The organism is Alteromonas sp. ALT199 (genome assembly GCF_018619335.1).
GTDB lineage: Bacteria > Pseudomonadota > Gammaproteobacteria > Enterobacterales > Alteromonadaceae > Alteromonas.
The window spans coordinates 62348-77823 of the sequence record NZ_JAHHDX010000152.1; the positions used below are offsets into that span (position 1 = coordinate 62348).

A 15476-nucleotide genomic window follows, 5' to 3' on the forward strand; every position below is an offset into this window, starting at 1 on the left:
ACAATTTTTCTAAAGGTTCAAAGGAGCGCAAGGTGGAGTTAGGGTTATTTTCATTAAGTTTAACGGTCAAAGATATTAATAAATCGAAAGCCTTCTACGAAGCATTAGGCTTTGAAGCTATGCCTTCATGTGGCTCGGTGGAAGATAAATGGTTAATGATGAAAAACGGCAACACCATGATTGGCTTATTCGAAGGTATGTTTGAAGACAACATTATGACCTTTAACCCCAGCGATGTTAGAACACTTCAGGCGAGTTTAGTTGAGCAAGACATTGCATTAGATGTACCCGTGAAAGGCGATAGCGGCCCAGGGCACTTTATCGTAAAGGACCCAGATGGCAACGCTATCATGTTTGATCAGTTTTAAATTCGCGCTGCCAGTTCTGCGCCTTGGCGAATAGCACGCTTGGCATCGAGTTCTGCCGCTACGTCAGCACCGCCGATAATGTGCACGGTAAATCCTGCCTTTTCTAGAGGTTGCTGCAGAGGCTTAAAGGGCTCTTGGCCTGCACACACAATAACGTTATCGACAGGCAATACCTTAGGCGTGTCGTTAATCAGTACGTGAAGGCCTTCGTCGTCAACTTTCTCGTAGGAAACGCCATTTATCATTTGAACATTGTGATGTTTCAATGATTGCCTGTGGATCCAGCCCGTAGTTTTGCCCAGCCCTTTACCTACTTTAGAGGTTTTACGTTGAAGTAAATACACTTCGCGATCAGAAGGCTCTATGGCTTTTTCTTTCAGTGCACCCGGTGCTGCGTAGTCTTTATCTATTCCCCAATGCGCCAGCCATTTTTCTTTATCCTTAGCTAAGTGTTCGTGCTCAACTAAGAACTCCGCTACGTCAAATCCAATACCGCCAGCACCAATAATTGCAACTTTCTTGCCTACTGGCTTGTGGTCGCGTAATACCTCTAAATAACTCATCACTTTAGGGTGGTCGTGACCTTCAATAGCAAGCTTACGCGGATTAATGCCGCTTGCTAGCACCACTTCATCAAACCCCTCATCGACGAGGCTTTCTGCGTTCACTTCTGTGTTAAGGTGAATCGTAACGCCAACTCTCGCAAGTTGATTGTCAAAATAACGCAGGGTTTCATAAAACTCCTCTTTCCCGGGCACTTGTTTGGCATAATTGAACTGACCGCCAATTTCAGCGGATTTATCAAATAAATGCACGTCGTGCCCTCGCTCAGCGGCATACATAGAAAACGCCAAACCCGCAGGCCCTGCACCTACTACCGCTAGCTTTTTCTTGTTTTGCGTAGGTGCAAAAGTTAGTTCGGTTTCATAGCACGCTTGTGGATTTACTAAGCAACTTGCGCGTTTTTGCTCAAACGCATGGTCAAGGCAGGCCTGGTTACAGGCAATACAGGTGTTAATAAGTTTAGACTCATTGCGCATCGCCTTGGCTACAAAATGGGCGTCAGCCAAGAAAGGGCGTGCCATCGATACCATGTCAGCATGCCCTTGTGCCAATACTGACTCTGCCACCTCTGGGGTGTTAATACGGTTAGTGGTGATAAGAGGAATATTCACCTCTTTTTTCATGCGTTCGGTTATCCAAGTAAACGCTGCACGAGGTACAGATGTGGAAATAGTCGGTACTCGCGCTTCGTGCCAACCAATGCCAGTATTAATTAGCGTAGCGCCTGCTTTTTCGATTTCTTTGGCTAAATATACAACTTCGTCCCACTTAGCGCCGCCTTCAACTAAATCCAGCATAGACAGACGATAGATAATAATGAAGTTAGTACCTACTTTCTCGCGCACACCTTTTACTATCTCTATCGCTAAGCGAGCACGGTTTTCTAAACTGCCGCCCCATTCATCATTTCGATGATTGGTGCGCTCACAGAAAAACTGATTTATGAGGTAGCCTTCCGAACCCATAATCTCCACACCGTCGTAACCTGCTTTCTGAGCCAGACTGGCGCATTTAACGTAGTCTTTAATTGTGCTTCTCACGCCGCGCGAGGACAGTTCACGAGGCTTAAAAGGGGTTATGGGCGACTTCATGGGGGAAGCGGAAACAGCAAGCGGGTGATAACCGTAGCGACCCGAATGCAGTATTTGCATACAAATCTTACCGTCTTCTTTATGTACAGCATCGGTAATAACACGGTGCTTCTTGGCGTGGCGAGAGCGCGTCATTCTGCCGGCGAAGGGCGCAACCCAACCTGAAATGTTAGGGCTAATACCGCCAGTCACTATAAGCCCAGCACCGCCTTTTGCCCGCTCGGCATAGAAAGCTGCCAGTTTATCAAAGCCGCCTTTTTCTTCCTCTAAACCTAAATGCATCGAGCCCATCAGGGTACGGTTACGAAGTGTAGTAAAACCCAAATCTAATGGGGCTAATAGGTTAGGGTAAAAAGGTGACTGCTGTTCTGACGTATTTACAGAATGAGCTGCGGCGGTCTGAGGTGCAGATTGTGACGGGGGCGTATTCATATTTATTCTCTATTTTTTGCTATGAAGGCAGCTAGCATGTTGCTTAGCAACTAAAGTGAGTCGAAACCAAATTTAATCGCACATCAACAAGCTTCAGTATCTAATGCTTTAATTTTCACGAGCTAACTTGCCCGACCAGTTGTCTTGATTATTTACTACTGCATCAGATTGGTAAAGGGGAGTTATCAATTTTTTAACACAATAAAAAAGCGAGATACCCACTTAAGGCTATCTCGCTTTATCAATTTTAAAAGTATGTTTAGTAAAAAGAGGTTACAAATTATCAGCATTGGCAAGGTTTACTGCGTAAACATTATTGCCTAATAAAGGATGTAACCTGCAGTTGCCTATTCATCTACATACATTTTTTGTTGGAACTTCAGCGTTTGTTTGCTGGCACCTTTTTGAACGTCAATTTCAAACCTGAACGTTTCTTGGTCGCGAAAAGGCAGTACAGCGAGGTAATAAATGGCATCGCCTTCTTCAACCTTTTTAAAGGTAAGTTTGCGAGCGTTGCCCAAAAGGTTCTTTGCCGTACCTGTTACGTCTGCACGTTGCGCTTTACCTGAAACTTTGTCGAGTACAGAGATATTAACCAGCGCGTTAAACTTGCTTCTAACAATACCGTAATTCGCCGCAACTTCAGGTGTTAGAAATGGCGTACTTACTACCATGTAGTGTACATCCCATTCGCCTAGCGTTTTTTTCTGCTCGGCAACGCCGAAAAGCTTAAGCAAGCCATAACCATTGCAAGAAATGCCACATAGCCTTTATTAATTTGTTTTATCTTACTCATGATAGACCTTACTTTTACCTTCATATTTATTTTTACAAAACAGCGGGCGAACCCGCTGCCTGACATCATATGTCTCAAGGTTTTACCTTAACGCCTTTAGTAAACGTTGTTTACATAGGGAAAGTGTCTTGGATCAGAAGCTGTAAAAACTGTAATGCGATGATGGCAATAAGCACCGATAAGTCTAAGCCACCTAACGGCGGAATGACCTTACGTATAGGCGCTAAAAACGGCTCGGTTAGCTGATACAGCACATAGTCTACCGGAGATTGACCTTGCGATACCCAGCTTAAAATAGCGCGCAACAGCAACACCCAGAACATTAACGAAAGGGTTTCTTTTACCACGCCAATCACCGATAAAATGGCTATGCCTACGGGGTTTAGAGTACCGCCAAACATAAGGCCAAGCGTAATGAGTTTTAGCGCACATACCGCTATCGCCAACACAAAGGTAGCGGTATCGAATCTGCCGATTGACGGGATAATACGGCGCAACGGCCCCACGATAGGGTGGGTTGCTTTTACTACAAATTGACTCATTGGGTTATAGAAGTCTGCTTGAACCATTTGTAACCAAAGGCGCAGAATAACCACCATCAAATAAAGGCTAAATAAGGTATCAACCAAAAATACCGTTGCATTCATGTTGTGTTTTTCCTAAAACGTTATAGCTGTTTTGCCATTTCTTCAGCACGCGCTACGGCTGCCCGCATCGACTTGCTGACAATATCTTTTAAGCCTTCATTAATGAAGGTATTCACGGCCTCGGCTGTAGTGCCGCCCTTTGACGTAACTTGGGCACGAAGCTCACTTAATTCAAGGTCTGGGTTGTTACAAACCATTTCAGCTGCACCCAACATAGCCTGTTGCACCATAAGACGTGACTGGGATTGATCAAACCCCATGTTCATGGCCTCTTCTTGCATATTTTGTAGGAACAAGAAGAAATAGGCTGGGCTGCTGCCTGCTGCGGCAATAACACCGTTAATGCCATCTTCTTTATCTACCCAAACGGTCTCGCCAACACTGTTCATCACATCGTCTACGTACTGTCTGTCAGACTCAGACACGGTATCGTCGGCATACATACCCGACATACCTTTGCCTAACAAGCTTGGGGTATTTGGCATAATACGAACAACAGGGTATTCGCCGCCTAACATCTCTTGTAATCTGGCAACGGGTAGACCTGCTGCGATGCTCATAAACAACTTACCTGATAGGTCGTTGTTTTTTTGCAGTTCGCCGCACATATCGCCCATTATTTGTGGTTTTACCGCAAGCACAATGGCATCAGCGAATTGGCAAGCTTCATCGTTAGATTGCGTGGTGTGAATACCAAACTCGGCTTTAAGGCCGTCTAACTTTGGTGTGGACGGGTTTGCCGCAAGAATATTTTCTTTCGCATACCCAGATTTGATAAGACCACTAATGATGCTGCGGCTCATGTTACCCGCGCCAATAAATGCTAATTTTTTCTGTTGCATGTAAATCCTATTTGTTGATTGCATTTAAGTCTGTGTAGCAAAGCTAATCACAAAAAGCTAAGCACTATAGGTATGGCTAATTACGTTTACCGAAAATAGCGGTACCTACTCGCACCATGGTAGACCCATGTTGAATTGCTTCTGCCATATCACTACTCATTCCTACGGATAGGGTATCAAAATTGCTCAGTGATGTATGGTAGTGGTCAAATAATTCTTTAAGTTTGATCAGTGTAGCGTGCTGTTGTTCTTTACTCGGGTTGGCTTTGGGGATAGCCATCAAACCGCGTAAACAAAGGCGTTCCTGCGATGCCACAAACTCAACTAACGAATTTAATTCGTTAAGCACCACGCCAGACTTACTGCCTTCATCATCAATATTTACCTGAATGCACACGTTTAAAGGCGGCATTGAAGCTGGCCGTTGCTCATTTAGCCGGCGAGCAATTTTCTCTCTGTCTACTGACTGAACCCAGTCAAAATGTTCAGCTACTACTTTAGTTTTGTTTGACTGGATGGGACCAATCATATGCCATTCAACATTTTCAAGTTTTGAAAGTTCCTGAACCTTTTCAACACCTTCCTGCACGTAGTTTTCGCCAAACATTCGTTGTCCGGCTTCATACGCTTCAATGATATCTGATACGGGTTTTGTTTTGCTAACCGCTAGCAATTTAACGGATTTTGGTGGACGATGTGCACTGGTAGCGGCTTGGTCTATTCCTTTTCGTGCGGAATCTAGTCTTTCTGCTATTGTTTGCATTATTCACCTTGTTTTGGAGAAGTGATTGTGGATATTACCGAACTTTTGGCTTTCAGTGTTAAGAATAACGCCTCAGATTTACACTTATCAGCGGGCCTACCACCAATTATTCGTGTAGATGGCGAGATGCGTAAACTTAACGTGCCTGCCCTCGATCACAAGCAAGTTCATGGTCTTGTTTACGAGATTATGAACGACATGCAGCGCAAAGAATACGAAGAAAATTTAGAAACCGATTTTTCATTCGAAGTAAATGGGTTGTCTCGTTTTCGTGTTAACGCCTTTGTTCAAAACCGCGGGGCCGCGGCGGTGCTGCGTACTATTCCTAGCAAGGTATTAACCTTAGACGACCTTGGCGCGCCCGAAATTTTTAAAGACATCATTAATCAGCCAACAGGAATAGTGCTGGTTACTGGGGCAACCGGTTCAGGTAAAAGTACCACCCTGGCAGCCATGGTTGATCATATTAATACGCATAAACGCGAACATATTCTGACCATTGAAGACCCTATTGAATTTGTTCACGAGAATAAGCTTTGCTTAGTAAACCAGCGTGAAGTGCACCGCGATACGCACTCGTTTAACAACGCCCTGCGCTCGGCACTTCGTGAGGACCCTGATGTTATTCTGGTAGGTGAGCTTCGTGACTTAGAAACCATTCGACTTGCGATTTCAGCCGCGGAAACGGGTCACTTAGTATTTGGTACGCTACACACCAACTCAGCACCTAAAACCATTGACCGTATTATTGATGTGTTCCCTGCAGAGGAAAAAGCCATGGTGCGCTCAATGTTATCGGAATCGCTACGCGCAGTTATATCGCAAACGCTACTTAAGAAAGTAGGCGGAGGTCGTGTGGCTGCTCACGAAATTATGGTGGGCATCCCAGCTATTAGAAACCTTATTCGTGAAGATAAAGTGCCGCAGATGTACTCGGTTATTCAAACCGGGCAGGCGCATGGTATGCAAACCATGGATCAGTGCTTGCAGCGATTGGTAGCTATGGGGGTCATTAGCAAAGAAGATGCGGCTGCAAAGTCAGTGGATAAACAGTCGATGAACAATTTCTAGAGGCCATTATGCTAGATTCACTATTACAAAAAATGGTCGATACCAATGCGTCGGATTTATTTATAACTGCCGAGTTTCCGGTAAGTGCCAAGATCAATGGTAAACTTACCCCAGTGACGGAAAGTGCTACGTCGGAAGAAGAATCGCTCGCGCTGGTTCACGAAGCGATGACTGAAAAGCAGCGAGACGAGTTTCATACGTCGAAGGAGTGCAATTTTGCCATCGTGCGTGATGGCATCGGCCGTTTCCGTTGCTCCGCGTTTTGGCAACGAGACCAAGCGGGTATGGTTATTCGTCGAATTGTTACCCAAATCCCCAAAGCGGATGATTTAGGCCTCCCGAGGGTACTAAAAGAAATTATTATGTCTAAACGCGGTCTTGTTCTATTTGTAGGTGGAACAGGTACAGGTAAATCAACGTCACTGGCTGCGCTCATTGGGCATAGAAATGAGAATTCTCATGGGCATATATTAACCATTGAGGATCCTATCGAATTTGTCCACGAGCATAAGAATTGCGTAATTACTCAGCGAGAGGTGGGTATCGATACCCAGTCTTTCGATGACGCACTTAAAAGCTCGTTACGTCAGGCGCCTGATGTCATTTTGATTGGTGAAATCCGTTCAATGGAAACCATGGAGTACGCCATGTCGTTTGCCGATACAGGTCATTTGTGTGTAGCCACACTGCACGCCAATAACGCGAACCAAGCCATAGAGCGCATTATGCACTTAGCGCCTAAAGATCAGCACGATAAGCTTCGTTTTGATTTAAGTTTAAATATCCGCGCTATTGTGGCACAGCAACTCGTGCCAACTCCTGATGGTAAGGGCAGGGTAGCTGCAATAGAAATACTGCTTAACTCGCCGTTAGTGCGCGATCTTATTCAGCGCAACGAAATAGGCGCATTAAAAGAAGCCATGAAAAAGGGTAAAGAGCAAGGCATGCAAAGCTTTGATATGGCCCTATATGATTTGTATAAAGCAGGTAAGATTGACATGGACCAAGCGCTTCACCATGCTGACTCGCCTAACGATCTGCGCTTAATGATCAAGCTTGATACTAGCGATGGTTCTAGCTTAGGCACCTTGTCTAATGTGTCTATTGATATGGATGACTAGACGCTGTCGCTACCTTGCTGCAATTATACTGCAGCACTAAAATAATTAGGCAGCTTAGCGACTCGCTTTTCTAACTTAATGAGCAGCCCAAGGGCTGCTTTTTCGTAAAAGCTTAACGCGGTATGCTTTCATTTTTTATATTAGGATAGTCTTTGAAAAAACTCTTCACTTCACAAGATGCTTTTGAACTTCAGGCGGTTCGCAGCGAACTCGACGCACTGTCTATTCCCTATATGGTAAAAAATGAGTTTGCTGGTGGCGCTATAGGAGAGTTGCCGTGGCAAGATTCTCAGCAGGAAGTGTGGTTAATTGACGATAGCTGGTATGCACGAGCGGCTAAAGTTATCGATGCAATTGTGGAGAAATCATGCGACTCGAATGTCAGCAGCGCGGACTGGCGCTGCAACGCTTGTGGTGAAGAAAACGGCAGTGCATTCGATGTATGCTGGCAGTGCGGCGCGGAAAAGTAGAAGTACAGGGACTAAAATTAAAGACAAAGAGTAGCGCAAAGGCGGCTACTCGTACTGACTTTCGCTCCAACTAGAGAAAATCATGCAGGCCGATACGCTATCAACCTTATCTTTAGTGAGCTTTTTATAGCCCCCTAATTCAAATAACATAGATTTTGCATCAGTGGTAGTTAGGCGTTCATCACACGTCTCTACTGCAACTCTAAAACGTCCATGAAGCCTATTCGCAAACTTGCGAGCTCGTTGCGTCATTTCCTGCTCTGAGCCGTCCATATTAAGCGGTAAACCTACCACCACAACATGGGGTTGCCATTCATCATAAAGCTTCTCTATCAACGCCCAGTTTGGAATACCGTCTCGTGCTTTGAGCGCTGCGAGGGGCGAGGCTGTACCAGTTATTTCCTGACCGACTGCCACACCAATACTTTTGGTACCAAAATCAAACGCAAGGACAGTACGGTTTCCTATATCAGGCATGTCCGGCTCCTGGCGCAAGCTGCCACACATCCACACCGAGTTTATTTACCGTTGCTTGCCATTTTTTGTGCATGGGCGTATTAAATAAAATGTCTTCATCCGCTTCTATAGTAAGCCACGCGTTTTCTTGCATTTCCTTTTCAAGCTGCCCAGCTGTCCACCCTGCGTAGCCTAAGGCAATAAGCACGTCTTCGGGACCCTCATCGCTGGCAATGGCGGTAAGAATATCTTTTGAAGTGGTGACCATTATTCCCGGCGCAAGTTTAAGACTGGATGCCCACGTCTTTTGCGATGAATGCAGAACAAACCCGCGTTCTTGATTAACTGGGCCGCCCGCCAATACGATTTGCTCTGCTTTGTCATCAGAAACAGTTAGCTCTTTGTCGGTTTGCTCAAGAAGCTGTTTAACGTTCATAGTGGAAGGTTGATTTACCACAATGCCCATAGCACCTTCAGCATTGTGTTCACAAACATAAATGAGTGAGCGAGAAAAGTATGGGTCGTCCAAACTAGGCATCGCGATTAAAAAATGATTCTGTAGGCTTTTTAATTCCGTCATATATTGTCTATTGTTTTACTCAAGTATGTTGTTGCTTGTTTGAACAGTTTATTGGCAAGACGAAGGCCGATTTCGCCGTTGCGTAAACCTTAATAATGCTAAAATTATAACACGAGTCTAGCCTAACACACCTATTGCCATGGCATGTTTGGCATCTACTATACGAACACGCTCACAAAATAGTTGGGTCTTTCCCGCGAAAAACAACGTTAACGACTTACTTTAGCGCTGGGAAAGGACACCATTGTGAAGATTCAACAAATATAAGCACAAGTGGCTGGCCTTGCTGTAAAAGCAATAGAGACACAGAGGAATAAAAGCTATGGTGCCAAAGTATATATTACTTTACTTATGCGTTAGTAAAAAATGGTGGTAGCATTGTTACCAACAATAAGCTTATAGATACCGACAATGTCTGCAATAAAACCAGAAATAGACCTAGGTAATCGTCAATTAAAAAATAAGGTATTGTTGACCCTGAGTGTCGTTATCCTATGCTCTTGTTTTGCTACCGGCTTCCATAATATTTCTATTGGAGAACCGTCTACCAAATGGGTAGCAGCCTCACAGTTTTCGCTTGGTACTTTTTTTGCCTACACCAGTGTTAGTTTACTTTTGGGCAGGGGAAAGGCTTGGTTTAACTGCTCGATAGTTTATGCTTATATTGGGCTGATAATTTTTGCTGTTATTATTTTTGGTATTGAGAAAAGCGTCTCTATGTGGTTTTTCTCAGTACCTGTAGTGAGCTATTTTATTTTCTCTCGCTATCATGGTTTTGCAATATCCATGTTGGTGCTTGTTCTTTTTGTCTACCTGCGTATTGACTACAATCTTTATGAAGCAGCAAAAGCGTGGAACAACACTTTGATAAATATCGTACTTCCATATGGCATTATTGTGGCCCTTGCTAATGCTTATGAAAAAGTGCGTTTGCAAAACGAATGGAAGTTAAGTGAGTTTGCGCTTACCGACCCGTTGACGCGTTGTTATAATCGACTTGCGTTAAAGTCTATTTACCCCTCTTTACAGTATGCCCAGCAACACGTAGCCATATTATTAGTCGACATCGACAACTTCAAACTTGTTAACGATTGTTACGGACATGAGGCCGGCGACCAAGTTTTGAAGGCGTTGTCTGGTTTGTTTCTTGAAGTCTTGGGCGAAAAACATGTATTTCGTATTGGCGGTGAAGAGTTCTTACTAGTGCTTGAAGGCGAGGCCGAAAATTGTATGGTGCTTGCAGAAAATATTCGAAACAGAGTCCAAACCATGGGGTTTTGTTATGGTAATGAAAACATACCGCTCACATTTAGCGGCGGCTATAGTCCTATTACCGAAGATAGTGCTTTAACCAATGCATTAAAAAGCGTGGATGATGCCTTATATAAAGCTAAATCGAATGGGCGGAATAATATCGTCTATTTATAAGCGCGGTTAGACAGTGAACGTAATAATTATATTAAGCTATTGGCCTTTGGCTTGCCCTGTGTCGTTGACGTTAGACCAACAATGGGTAAACCAAAGAACAAATTTTTCAACGCTATTACTACCTATCATCACTTTATCGATAAGTGTATATGCGCAAAATTATCGACTTGCTAAGCGCTTTTCAATCGCGTCAAACAGCGCGCCCATAACATTAATATCGTAAGCCGCTTCTATTTCCCTTACGCAAGTAGGACTAGTGATGTTTATTTCAGTAATTTTGCTGCCAATAACATCGAGCCCAACAAATAAAATGTTATTTTCTTTAAGCGTCGGAGCAATGGCTTCAGCCAACGCTCGATCTGAGTCTGAGATCGGCTGCGGACGTCCTGTGCCGCCTGCGGCCAAGTTTCCTCTTGTTTCACCTTTAGTCGGCAGTCGCGCTAAGCAGTACGGCATTACTTCACCATCAACAATCAATACACGCTTATCGCCATCTTTAATCTCTGGTAGGTACTCTTGCACCATCATGTAGCGAGTGCCTAATTTAGTTAGGGTCTCAATGATCACGCCTAAGTTGTTGCCATCAGGCTTTACTCTAAAAATAGAGGCGCCACCCATACCATCTAAGGGTTTGCAGATTACATCTTGATGCTTGGCGTGAAACTCACGAATAAGTGCTTGGTTGTTCGTCACCAAGGTATTAGGGATGTGTTCAGGAAAGTACGATGTAAACAATTTTTCATTGTAGTCGCGAAGCGCTTGAGGGTTGTTCACAACCAGTGCCCCGGCGTCTTGTGCTAGCGACAGTACCTGAGTCGCGTACAAAAATTCGCTGTCAAAAGGAGGATCTTTGCGCATAAGTAATACATCGATATCACCCAAATGCACGGTAGATTCGTCTTCAATAACATAAAAGTCAGTAGCTTGATCTTTTACCGACACGGTTTTACCTAATCCCATAGGTTTCCCATTGTCTAAATACAGGTCTTTTAATTCAAAATAGACAACTTTTGCACCGCGGCGCTGAGCTTCAAGCATCATCGCAAAGCTTGTGTCTTTATGTGGCTTAATGCTTGCGATGGGGTCCATAATTACGCCAACGGTATATTGCATGATTGTTCTCACTTTGAATGTTAATAAAATGCCGGCACAAAAGGCCCATATTCATTGCCAGTGTATATGGGGGCACACCTGAATTCTTCAAGTTTTTGAGTTGGCATGATACTGGTTAAAGGACTGAAAAGGCCGGCATAAAGTACAAGTTTAAAAATCGCCGTGCTGCGCCTGTAGAATACTTAAGCCGGTAATTGCTGCTGTTTCGGTACGTAAAATACGTGGCCCAACACTTACCGACTGATAACCGTTTTCATTGGCTTGATGGATTTCTGTTTCAGATAATCCGCCTTCCGGACCAATAAGTAATCGAAAGCCATGCGTATTATAAGGTTGTCTCGCCAAGCTTGCCTCAGCACCAGGTGCAAGTACCAAGCGCGTAGTGTTGGTTGATGAAGACAGCCATTGATTTAAACTGATGGGGGAATTGAGTACGGGAATAATATTGCGGCCGCTTTGTTCACAGGCGGCAACTATAATTTTTTGCCATTGCTGAATCTTCTTTTCCCAACGTGACTCGTCAAGCTTTACCGTGCAGCGCTCAGTGAGTACGGGCGTAATTTCTGTTACACCTAGCTCTACGCTTTTTTGTAGCACAATGTCCATTCTATCGCCTTTAGAAACACCTTGACCTAAGTGCAGGTGCAGAGGAGATTCTTTTGCTAAAGAAAGACAGGCATCCGCCTCAACCGTAACCTTTTTTCTTTGCACGCTAATGATTTGCGCACTGTACTCATTACCATCGCCGTTAAAAAGGACAATGGGGCGGTTAGGCTTTATGCGAAGCACGGTAGCTATGTGATGACCGGCTTCTTCGGTTAACTCAAACTCTTGCTCTAACGGTATTGAACTGGGGTAATAGACTCTTGGTATACGCATAATAAATCAGGTATTAGGTTTTAACGCGTATAATACGTGTGTAGATACAGGTTGCAATGCTGTCGACGGCATCATGTAAATAATTGAATAAAAACTTACACAAACTACAGCATGCTACCTATTTTAAGAATCACTTGACTCGTGTGGTTATACTCTAAGCCGCGTGAGGCGAAGAGCTGCTCGATGCTGATTTCAACACTGAGGTTGAAGGCTTCGAATGCGGTGCTGGGCGGTAATCCGCTCTTGCATACTTAGTATGTTTTCCTTTATCGGTGCAAAGTGAGTACAAAAACAGACACAAAACAACCGAAAATAAAGTTATGAGAAGCAACATGCGTTAATCCTTTACGTGACATAGTTTGCTAAAGCTCGTTCAAGCAGGCGTAACTTTTAACCCCAATAAAGTAGTCGTTAGTTAGCCATTTAAATGAGACTTTAGTCTAAAGCTTTGCGGCTAAAAAATCATCAAGAAAAATGCCTTAAAACTCGGTAACTTCCGAAAAACTAAAAATGAAGTGCTAAAACGCATTTAAGCTTCATCAATAATGATGGGGTTATTGGGTGACAGACGTGTGACAGAAACTAAAAATTACTCATTCTTTAGTCTAAAACAGTTTGTAAATCGTAGGTTATAGTCACTACTTTAGGATAATGCTAACGCTTTCAATTACCTATGTTCTTTAGACTTTAGGGCGAATTTACACATTTTAGTATTATTATGTATTGGTGATAATACGAATAACTGCTAACGTATGCTTGTTAATAACAACCAATCTTGACAAGGACCATATTATGGACGAGAAACTTTCGCTTTTTTCAGCGAGTGATGTTGAACGATACATAAACGATTACGCCATTCCGTGGGGTATTAATATTGCGATGGCGATAGCGATTTATGTAATCGGTAAAATCGTAGTTGGATTTATTTTGTCTGTGTTTAGACGCCTAATGGCTAAATCTAAATATGATGACATGTTGGTAGATTTCCTAGAAGCAATCATTAGTGCTATTTTGATGCTGTTTGTAATAGTAGCATCGCTTAATCAACTAGGCGTTGATACTACTTCTCTAGTAGCAATTCTAGGTGCCGCTGGTTTAGCTATCGGCCTATCGCTTCAAGATTCTTTGAAAAACTTTGCAGCAGGCGTAATGCTACTAGTATTTAAGCCATTCAAAGCGGGCGATTTTGTTGAAGCTGCTGGTACCGCTGGCTCTATCATAAAGATTGGTATTTTCACGACTACGATGAATACACCAGACAACAAAGAAATCATTGTTCCAAACGGAAACATTTATAGCGGTAACATCACTAACTTTTCTGCGAAAGATACTCGCCGTGTAGACATGGTTGTTGGTATTGGTTACGACGCTGATTTGCTTAAAGCTAAGCAAGTATTGCAAGAAATGATTGCAGCGGACGACCGCATTTTAGCTGAACCTGCTCCTACTGTAGCTGTTTCTGAACTTGCTGACAGCAGCGTTAACTTTGTAGTGCGCCCATGGGTAAATGCTGCAGATTTCTGGGCTGTTAAGTTCGATTTTACTGAGCAAGTTAAACTTCGCTTCGACAAAGAAGGTATCTCTATTCCATTCCCACAAATGGATGTACATCTTCATAAACAAGACGGCGAATAAGCGCTAGTTTGAAAACGAAAAACGCTGCAGATATGCAGCGTTTTTTTTGCCTTACTAATGAGTAAATTCTCAAGGTAGGCTACACACAGTATAGCCTTTAAGGATTCCTATTTATTTGCAACTTGGACGATAAGCCGTGGCTTGATAGTCAGCATAGGCAGCAGGCATGTTTGCTTGTAAATTATCAATTCTAGTTTGTGGGGCAGGGTGAGTAGACAGCAATTCCATAGGGCGTTCGCCACCGCTTGCTGCATCCATATTTTGCCACAAGTTAACTGATTGCCTTGGATCGAACCCAGACTTTGCCATAAGCTGCAAACCAATGACGTCGGCTTCCGATTCGTGAGTTCTACTAAATGGGAGCTGAACACCCACTTGAACACCTAAACCAATCGCTGCCATGATAGGACCTGATTGAGGAACCTCATTCGCTGCCAATACTTGTCCTACCGCTTGGCTGCCTACATTAATCAATGTCGATTGGCTCATACGCTCGTTACCGTGTTCAGCAATAACGTGACCCACTTCATGGCCTATTACAGCTGCAAGCTGATGTTGGTTTTCCGCCACGCTTAACAACCCGGTGTAAACACCAATTTTTCCGCCAGGTAGCGCGAAAGCATTAACCTGCTCATCGTCAAAAACCACCACTTCCCATTGACCATTGAAAACACTGGTAGGAACTTGTGTAGTAATGGCCTTCGCAACACATTCCACATAAGAATTCTGTACTGCTTTATTAGATATTTTAAGTTCTTCTTTCATGCCAGAGAAAGCTTGATCGCCCATTTGTGCTAACTGAGTTTCTGAATAAAGAAGTACTTGATTTCTGCCCGTGGGTGAGGTGGCGCAGGCGGTTAATGTAAGCGCAGCTGCAATAACCGCAGAGGCAGTGAATTTCAATTTCATGGTTAATCCTTCTATAACTGAGGGCTCCTCTTTTGGTAGCCGAGCTACAAAAAAGATGCCTAACAGTTTGTATATCTATTTAGCAGTATTAGTATCAGATACGATGAATAAATAAAACTAGACCTTCGCGCTAAAAAGTGGATATTGAGTTTTTTAGCCTTTCATCGGCTTTATTACAGTGCAAAGAGTTTGAAACATGCACTTACAATTGGCTTAAAAAAAACGTAAATGCTTGCCTTTGTTATAGAAAAGTTACGGACTTTTGCCTTCTTAATATTAGTGTCATAAACTGATTCTAATTTATACATAGA

16 protein-coding genes are annotated in these 15476 nt (G+C 43.5%); 6 read left to right on the forward strand and 10 right to left on the reverse strand.

From position 1 onward, the window contains the following. Positions 1-32: 32 nt before the first annotated feature. A complete protein-coding gene (locus tag KL866_RS17375; RefSeq protein WP_118492729.1) occupies positions 33-368 on the forward strand; it encodes a VOC family protein in 336 nt (111 codons plus the stop codon). Here KL866_RS17375 and KL866_RS17380 read toward each other — a convergent pair. The 5 genes from KL866_RS17380 to KL866_RS17400 form a co-directional block, all read right to left on the reverse strand. After that, positions 365-2455: an NADPH-dependent 2,4-dienoyl-CoA reductase gene (locus tag KL866_RS17380; protein WP_214996189.1), complete on the reverse strand. Its 2091-nt coding sequence runs from the start codon at positions 2453-2455 to the stop codon at positions 365-367. The two genes, KL866_RS17375 and KL866_RS17380, sit on opposite strands and share 4 nt — an antisense overlap. A gap of 347 nt (positions 2456-2802) precedes the next feature. Further along, positions 2803-3192: a DUF4426 domain-containing protein gene (locus KL866_RS17385; protein WP_251140132.1), complete on the reverse strand. Its 390-nt coding sequence runs from the start codon at positions 3190-3192 to the stop codon at positions 2803-2805. A 169-nt stretch (positions 3193-3361) separates the two neighbouring features. Next, positions 3362-3898, reverse strand: a complete 537-nt coding sequence (locus tag KL866_RS17390; protein ID WP_214996191.1) for a YggT family protein — start codon at positions 3896-3898, stop codon at positions 3362-3364. A 20-nt stretch (positions 3899-3918) separates the two neighbouring features. Further along, the gene (gene proC / locus KL866_RS17395) at positions 3919-4740 is read right to left on the reverse strand and encodes a pyrroline-5-carboxylate reductase (protein ID WP_025256187.1); all 822 of its coding nucleotides are present in this window, start codon (positions 4738-4740) and stop codon (positions 3919-3921) included. 76 nt (positions 4741-4816) lie between these two features. Further along, positions 4817-5503, reverse strand: coding sequence for a YggS family pyridoxal phosphate-dependent enzyme (locus KL866_RS17400; protein ID WP_214996193.1), 687 nt, complete (start codon positions 5501-5503; stop codon positions 4817-4819). A gap of 27 nt (positions 5504-5530) precedes the next feature. Here KL866_RS17400 and KL866_RS17405 point away from each other — a divergent pair, with 27 nt between their 5' ends. From KL866_RS17405 to KL866_RS17415, 3 genes are all read left to right on the forward strand, one after another. After that, positions 5531-6574: a type IV pilus twitching motility protein PilT gene (locus KL866_RS17405; protein WP_025256185.1), complete on the forward strand. Its 1044-nt coding sequence runs from the start codon at positions 5531-5533 to the stop codon at positions 6572-6574. Positions 6575-6582: 8 nt separating this feature from the next. Continuing rightward, on the forward strand, positions 6583-7695 hold the full coding sequence (locus tag KL866_RS17410; protein WP_025256184.1) for a PilT/PilU family type 4a pilus ATPase: 1113 nt from the start codon (positions 6583-6585) through the stop codon (positions 7693-7695). A 152-nt stretch (positions 7696-7847) separates the two neighbouring features. Further along, entirely contained in the window at positions 7848-8165 is a 318-nt protein-coding gene (locus tag KL866_RS17415; RefSeq protein ID WP_214996196.1) for a DUF2007 domain-containing protein, read from the forward strand. A gap of 45 nt (positions 8166-8210) precedes the next feature. On the opposite strand, the gene ruvX is transcribed toward KL866_RS17415, so the two are convergent. Together ruvX and KL866_RS17425 are read right to left on the reverse strand one after the other, a co-directional pair. Continuing rightward, positions 8211-8642 carry a Holliday junction resolvase RuvX gene (gene ruvX / locus KL866_RS17420; protein ID WP_214996199.1) on the reverse strand — a complete coding sequence of 144 codons (432 nt, stop codon included), beginning with the start codon at positions 8640-8642 and terminating at the stop codon, positions 8211-8213. Further along, entirely contained in the window at positions 8635-9201 is a 567-nt protein-coding gene (locus tag KL866_RS17425; protein WP_025256181.1) for a YqgE/AlgH family protein, read from the reverse strand. The genes ruvX and KL866_RS17425 overlap by 8 nt, the downstream gene beginning before the upstream one ends. Positions 9202-9612: 411 nt before the next feature. Between KL866_RS17425 and KL866_RS17430 the strand changes: the two genes are divergently transcribed. After that, positions 9613-10629, forward strand: coding sequence for a GGDEF domain-containing protein (locus KL866_RS17430; RefSeq protein ID WP_214996201.1), 1017 nt, complete (start codon positions 9613-9615; stop codon positions 10627-10629). A 159-nt stretch (positions 10630-10788) separates the two neighbouring features. Here KL866_RS17430 and gshB read toward each other — a convergent pair whose 3' ends face one another. Together gshB and KL866_RS17440 are read right to left on the reverse strand one after the other, a co-directional pair. After that, positions 10789-11742: a glutathione synthase gene (gshB, locus tag KL866_RS17435; RefSeq protein ID WP_214996203.1), complete on the reverse strand. Its 954-nt coding sequence runs from the start codon at positions 11740-11742 to the stop codon at positions 10789-10791. Between the two features lie 150 nt (positions 11743-11892). Further along, positions 11893-12621, reverse strand: a complete 729-nt coding sequence (locus KL866_RS17440; protein ID WP_214996205.1) for a 16S rRNA (uracil(1498)-N(3))-methyltransferase — start codon at positions 12619-12621, stop codon at positions 11893-11895. 792 nt (positions 12622-13413) lie between these two features. On the opposite strand from KL866_RS17440, the gene KL866_RS17445 reads away from it, so the two are divergent. Further along, positions 13414-14256 (forward strand): mechanosensitive ion channel family protein, encoded by an 843-nt coding sequence (locus KL866_RS17445; protein WP_025256177.1) that lies wholly within the window; start codon positions 13414-13416, stop codon positions 14254-14256. 111 nt (positions 14257-14367) lie between these two features. Here KL866_RS17445 and KL866_RS17450 read toward each other — a convergent pair whose 3' ends face one another. Continuing rightward, positions 14368-15165, reverse strand: coding sequence for a M48 family metallopeptidase (locus KL866_RS17450; protein WP_025256176.1), 798 nt, complete (start codon positions 15163-15165; stop codon positions 14368-14370). Positions 15166-15476: the final 311 nt, after the last annotated feature.

Coding starts and splice junctions, on each gene's coding strand:
- KL866_RS17445 (WP_025256177.1), top strand. CDS start 13,414: ATGGACGAGAAACTTTCGCTTTTTTCAGCGAGTGATGTTGAACGATAC.
- KL866_RS17440 (WP_214996205.1), bottom strand. CDS start 12,621: ATGCGTATACCAAGAGTCTATTACCCCAGTTCAATACCGTTAGAGCAA.
- KL866_RS17390 (WP_214996191.1), bottom strand. CDS start 3,898: ATGAATGCAACGGTATTTTTGGTTGATACCTTATTTAGCCTTTATTTG.
- KL866_RS17430 (WP_214996201.1), top strand. CDS start 9,613: ATGTCTGCAATAAAACCAGAAATAGACCTAGGTAATCGTCAATTAAAA.
- KL866_RS17380 (WP_214996189.1), bottom strand. CDS start 2,455: ATGAATACGCCCCCGTCACAATCTGCACCTCAGACCGCCGCAGCTCAT.
- KL866_RS17425 (WP_025256181.1), bottom strand. CDS start 9,201: ATGACGGAATTAAAAAGCCTACAGAATCATTTTTTAATCGCGATGCCT.
- gshB (WP_214996203.1), bottom strand. CDS start 11,742: ATGCAATATACCGTTGGCGTAATTATGGACCCCATCGCAAGCATTAAG.
- KL866_RS17400 (WP_214996193.1), bottom strand. CDS start 5,503: ATGCAAACAATAGCAGAAAGACTAGATTCCGCACGAAAAGGAATAGAC.
- ruvX (WP_214996199.1), bottom strand. CDS start 8,642: ATGCCTGATATAGGAAACCGTACTGTCCTTGCGTTTGATTTTGGTACC.
- KL866_RS17450 (WP_025256176.1), bottom strand. CDS start 15,165: ATGAAATTGAAATTCACTGCCTCTGCGGTTATTGCAGCTGCGCTTACA.
- proC (WP_025256187.1), bottom strand. CDS start 4,740: ATGCAACAGAAAAAATTAGCATTTATTGGCGCGGGTAACATGAGCCGC.
- KL866_RS17410 (WP_025256184.1), top strand. CDS start 6,583: ATGCTAGATTCACTATTACAAAAAATGGTCGATACCAATGCGTCGGAT.